The organism is Psychrobacter sp., from assembly GCF_036731945.1.
GTDB lineage: Bacteria > Pseudomonadota > Gammaproteobacteria > Pseudomonadales > Moraxellaceae > Psychrobacter.
The window spans coordinates 409-5,452 of the sequence record NZ_DAINDI010000089.1; the positions used below are offsets into that span (position 1 = coordinate 409).

Genomic DNA, 5,044 nt, shown 5'->3' on the forward strand with positions numbered 1-5,044 from the left:
CAAGGTCTAATTGCTCAGACTTGATATCTTTCATGATGATTGGCAAGCCTTTACTGGCTGCCTGATACGCAATACCGCCGCCCATGATACCGGCGCCTAGTACGGCCGCTTCAGTGATTTCGTGTGCTTTTTTGCTGTGCTGCTTGGCAAGTTTTTTCACCAATTGATCGTTTAAGAACAGACCGACCAGGCTTTCTGCTTGTGGGGTTTTCGCCGCTTTGGCAAAACCAGCCGCTTCGACTTCGATTGCTTTATCACGTGGCAAATTGACGTGCTTCTCAATGGTTTCGATAGCGATTGCTGGCGCTGGGTATTGCTTAGGATTGGCTTTGGCAAAGATCATGCCTTTGGCACTGTTAAACGCCATCGCTTGCTCAAGCTGGTTTAGCTTTACAGGATTCAGCTTCTCTTCACGCTTCGCTTGCCAATCAAGCTCACCTGAGATACATTTTTTGACTAGGTCGATCGCGGCATCTTGCAAATCATCAGCAGGCACGGTTGCATCAACGAGGCCAAGTTTTAGCGCATCAAGTGGTTTTTTCGGCGTACCAGTGGCGATCAATTCAAGCGCATTGTCGATACCGATCACACGCGTACTACGCACCGTACCACCAAAGCCTGGGAAGATACCGAGTTGGGTTTCTGGTAGACCGATAATGGCTTTGTCGCTCATGACACGGTATTCACAAACCAAGGTCATCTCACAACCACCGCCAAGCGCGGCGCCATTGATGGCCGCTACTTTTGGAAATGGCAGGTCTTCAAAACGGTTGAAAGCGTCATTGATATTAACGACCCAATCTTTAATTTCGTTTTCTGGATTCTTAAATGAACCGACGAATTCTGTGATGTCCGCACCAGCGATAAACACGCCTTTGCTTGAGGTGACGATTAAGCCTTTAACGTCATCCGCTTTTTCTAGCGCTGTCACAACTTCAGCAAATTGCTTATTGGTTTCAGCATCAAACTTGTTCACGCTCTCATTTTCGGCGTTGTATTGCATGTTGGCGATGCCATCCTCTAGCATTGTCACCGTAATGCGATTTCCTTGGTATACCATTTGAAACTCCTTGCTATATAACGAAAGCTACGTTTTAAAATTAAAAGCTTTAAAATTAAAGGTCATAGTCAGTTATTGTTAGTAAAACGAGTAATAACACTGCCAACATACTGCTTTAAAAGTCAGTATATGAGCAGTGCAGATGTCTTTATTATCCAGCGCTCATGTTTGTATTCATTTTTTGCAACGCTATCAGGCAATAGCAAATATGAATACGGCGCTTCATTTATATACGTTTGTTACCGGTACTGATGTTATAAACACTGACTGAACATTGAGATGATGAGTCACTTAAATCAGGTAAAAAACCTATGCACTAAGTGCCAGACCATTTTCACGCCAATTAGTGTAGGGGATTATGCCCCCGACTGTCACAAGCTAATACCATACTCGCAAGTCACTCTTAAGTCGACACCAACCCTTTACCTTGCGGCCAAGGTGCTTTAGGTGTCCGCCTGTATACTGAGATTTAAGATAGGAATTAGCCTTTATTATCAAAACACATCTAACCGCCAAGTTAAATCAATAATAGGTAACAAGGGTTTGTTGCATTATTACGCCTATTCAACGGGCTTTTTTACACCAGTTTTTAACATTAAACCGCCAAAAATACGTCATTGATAATACTCGTAGCATAAGGAATATAATCTATCATGCTACACTAGCGCTATTTTTATTATTCACCTGATTAATGGTTGGATTATGACTGTTTCCCCTGCTTCTACTTCTATGCCAAGCCCTATGTCTTCAACAACGGCTTCAAACACTGTTTCAACAACGGTGCCTTTTGCAAGCTTTAATAATAATACTGAGCAATTTCATAGCGCCGTACGCGCGCAACTGGCGCAAGATATCGAGATGCTATTTGCTTACGCTGAGCTGCCAAGTCCGCTGCTTGATGCCTGCCGTTATGTGATGACAGGTACTGGTAAATTGGTACGGCCGTTATTGGTCGCCAGCGCCTTTGACAGTGTTAATCAAAGCAATGCGAATGACGATGTTAATAGAGCTGATGAATATGTCGATAAAAGCACGGATAAAGAAGCTAAGCAAATTCAGCAAAATAGCGATTTAGAATCACTGCTAGAAAATGACTCCGATTATGATATGGCGCGCCGGGCGGCTTTAGCGGTGGAGCTGCTGCATACCTATTCATTGGTGCATGATGACTTGCCGTGTATGGACGACGATGAGCTGCGCCGTGGTCAGCCAACCGCCCATATTGTCTTTGCAGAATCGACCGCCCTACTCGCCGGTGACGTGCTACAAACACTTGCTTTTGAAGTACTAACCGCAGAGCTGCCAACCTTTGCGCCGTATGACTCTGCTATCGCAAGCCAGCTTATCGCGATATTCGCGCCGCGTGCCAGACGCATGGTTTCTGGGCAAATGCTCGACCTGAATGCTGAAGCCAGCGCCAACATTTCACAAGATGATTTAGAAGCCATCCACCGTGATAAAACTGGGGCGTTGATTGAAGCGGCGATGTTAATGGGCGGTATCTGTGCAGGAGCGACGGCGCCGCAGCGTATTGCCCTACAAGATTGCGCGCAGCATATTGGCCTTGCTTTTCAAGTCCAAGACGATATCTTAGATGTGACCACCAGCACCGATACCCTCGGCAAACCTGCGGGCAGCGATGAAAAGTTAGACAAATCTACCTATGTGAAACTGATGGGCGTCGAGCAAGCGACCCGCTATGCGCAATCGCTATTTAATGACGGCCGCGCAGCCATTATCCGCGAGTTAAGCAGCCCTGAGCTGAGTGGTAAAAAAGACAGTGCAGACACTAACGCTTTATTAGCATTAATCAACTGGTTATGGTCACGTAAAAAATAAGCTTAGCAATAAACATTAAAAACGATAAAGGGTGGTCAACATGGAAAGTACCCCTACTCAGCGTATCTACCTCGGCACGGGCGGCTATAGCGATACCGACTTACTCGGGACGTTATATCCGACTGGCACCAAAAAGACTGACTTCTTACGAGAGTACGCCAAGCAATACGGGGCGGTGGAGATTAATAGCACCTTTTACGCGCCTATCGGCCAAAAAGCCTTTGCAGGAATGGTAGATAAAGCTTACGTACAAGCGGATAGTGAGTTGAAATTTGCCGTTAAGCTGCATCAAGACTTCACTCATGCGCGTAAAGGCACAAGTGATCACGCACAAGCTTTCCTGACAGCCCTCACGCCACTTATCGAAGCCAATGCGCTTGCGCCCCTACTACTACAATTCCCACATGGCTTTGATCGTACTCGTGAGCATCGTCTTTATCTGGCAAATCTCGTTAGTTGGTTTAAAGACTATCCACTAGCCGTTGAGTTTCGTCATAATGGTTGGCATACGCCGCAAGTCGTCGATAGCTTTATCGAGCAAGGTTTGATTTGGTGTAGCGTCGATTACCCTAAAGTCAGCGGTCTGCCGCCGTCACGATTGATATTTACTGGGCGTACTGGCTATCTGCGCATGCATGGTAATAATCTAAACTGGTGGGATGCGATGAGTGCCAGCGATCGGCATGATTATCGTTACTCTGAGGCTGAAATGAACGACTGGGCGCAAGCAATTGCCAATCAGCGTCAGCACTTTGATACGCTTTATATCTTCTTTCAAAACGCTGTTAATGCGCATGCTTATTATAATATTGCGATGTTGAGAACGGCGCTTGAGGAGTTTGGTTTTAATGTGCTTTGATAGAAAAATCATTGCTGCTTGGAGTAAGCAAATTATGCAACCATCAATAGAAATGACCGATAAATTTATCTTAGCAATTAATAATGTTTTAAAATCAAAAGGTGATATGACACCTATGATTGAAGTTACCTCACAGCTGAAGCTAGTTAATTTAGATTACTGGGAACGCCTCATTCGTGAGGAGGTAGCAAAATACTTAGTATCGCAATCAAAGTGGGAAAGCCTGTCAAAAGCTATCAAATCACTATTTATTGAGCAGGCATCTTGGCTAGGACTGGTCAGTTGGGATGGCTACGAACGCGAAAAAAGTCTAAACTTATTGTCAGAGAGCGCCCCTAATGCTTTTTTTCTTATATTGATTGCTCGCAGATTAAATGATTGGGTTCCAGAAGTTCGTGTGGCTGCCAAAGAAGCATTTATCTTAGTCAGTCACAAAACTGACCCTAACATTATTGCAGAAGCTTTGATGACCATCTTATCAAATTGGAATTCATGGGGTCGTATAGAACAAGAAAATAGAAATGTTATTTTAAATACTGCTTTAAGAAAAGATGTCACTTTGTCATTGAAAAATAATTTAATCACATTTGCGTCAGGAGCCATTCCTAGTTTATTGTCCCAATTTGGTCAGCTGCCTATTTTTGATGATTATCTCAATGAAATTGCTCATAATGCCATCCAGCCTTACGTAAGAGCTAAAGCGTTTCGTAGTTTGTTTGAAGCCCGAATGACATGGATTAGTGGTTACGAATGGAAGTGGGTTGATAAAGCTTATGGCAGAAGAAAATTAATACCTGTTATTGCTGAACGAAAAATTGATGTGTATATACCTCTAATCGAATTACTTAATAGATCAGCGCTTGACCGATCTTCAATTGTTCGCAGCGTATCAGCAGAGTTTCTGATTATAAATACTGACCGCCTAAAACAAGATAAAGTTAAAATTTTTGCAGAGCAGTTTGCATTGGATAAATCCAATGCAGTATCAGAACGAGGTCAGTTTGTAATTAAAAAATTAAATGAAAAAGCTTTACCAAAGTCCGACTAAGTTTTTATGGGAGCAAAACCAAAAAAAAGGACGCTTCTCAGCGTCCTTTTTTCAAATCAAATACTTAGTGGTTAAAGATTACTCTTCAACACCAGCATCTTGACCTTTATATTTTGCGTTTGCGTAGTCCCAGTTCACTAGCTTGTCTAGGAAGGTGTCAACATAGTCAGGACGACGGTTACGATAATCGATGTAGTAAGCATGTTCCCATACGTCACAAGTCAATACGGCGACTTGG

The 5,044-nt window shown here is 43.6% G+C and carries 5 protein-coding genes; 3 read left to right on the plus strand and 2 right to left on the minus strand.

All coding sequences use genetic code 11. The features are described 5' to 3' along the window. A partial coding sequence (locus tag V7D75_RS13390; RefSeq protein WP_333614952.1) for an enoyl-CoA hydratase-related protein occupies positions 1 to 1,060 on the minus strand: 1,060 nt, incomplete at its 3' end. 702 nt (positions 1,061 to 1,762) lie between these two features. Between V7D75_RS13390 and V7D75_RS13395 the strand changes: the two genes are divergently transcribed. From V7D75_RS13395 to V7D75_RS13405, 3 genes are read left to right on the plus strand one after another with little or no spacing between them, the layout of a single operon-like run. Then, positions 1,763 to 2,899, plus strand: a complete 1,137-nt coding sequence (locus tag V7D75_RS13395; RefSeq protein WP_442968969.1) for a polyprenyl synthetase family protein — start codon at positions 1,763 to 1,765, stop codon at positions 2,897 to 2,899. Positions 2,900 to 2,939: 40 nt separating this feature from the next. Next, entirely contained in the window at positions 2,940 to 3,758 is an 819-nt protein-coding gene (locus V7D75_RS13400; RefSeq protein WP_333614953.1) for a DUF72 domain-containing protein, read from the plus strand. Next, the gene (locus V7D75_RS13405) at positions 3,748 to 4,806 is read left to right on the plus strand and encodes a hypothetical protein (RefSeq protein ID WP_333614954.1); all 1,059 of its coding nucleotides are present in this window, start codon (positions 3,748 to 3,750) and stop codon (positions 4,804 to 4,806) included. The genes V7D75_RS13400 and V7D75_RS13405 overlap by 11 nt, the downstream gene beginning before the upstream one ends. 78 nt (positions 4,807 to 4,884) lie before the next feature. On the opposite strand, the gene V7D75_RS13410 is transcribed toward V7D75_RS13405, so the two are convergent. Beyond that, a partial coding sequence (locus tag V7D75_RS13410; RefSeq protein WP_333614959.1) for a Fe-Mn family superoxide dismutase occupies positions 4,885 to 5,044 on the minus strand: 160 nt, incomplete at its 5' end.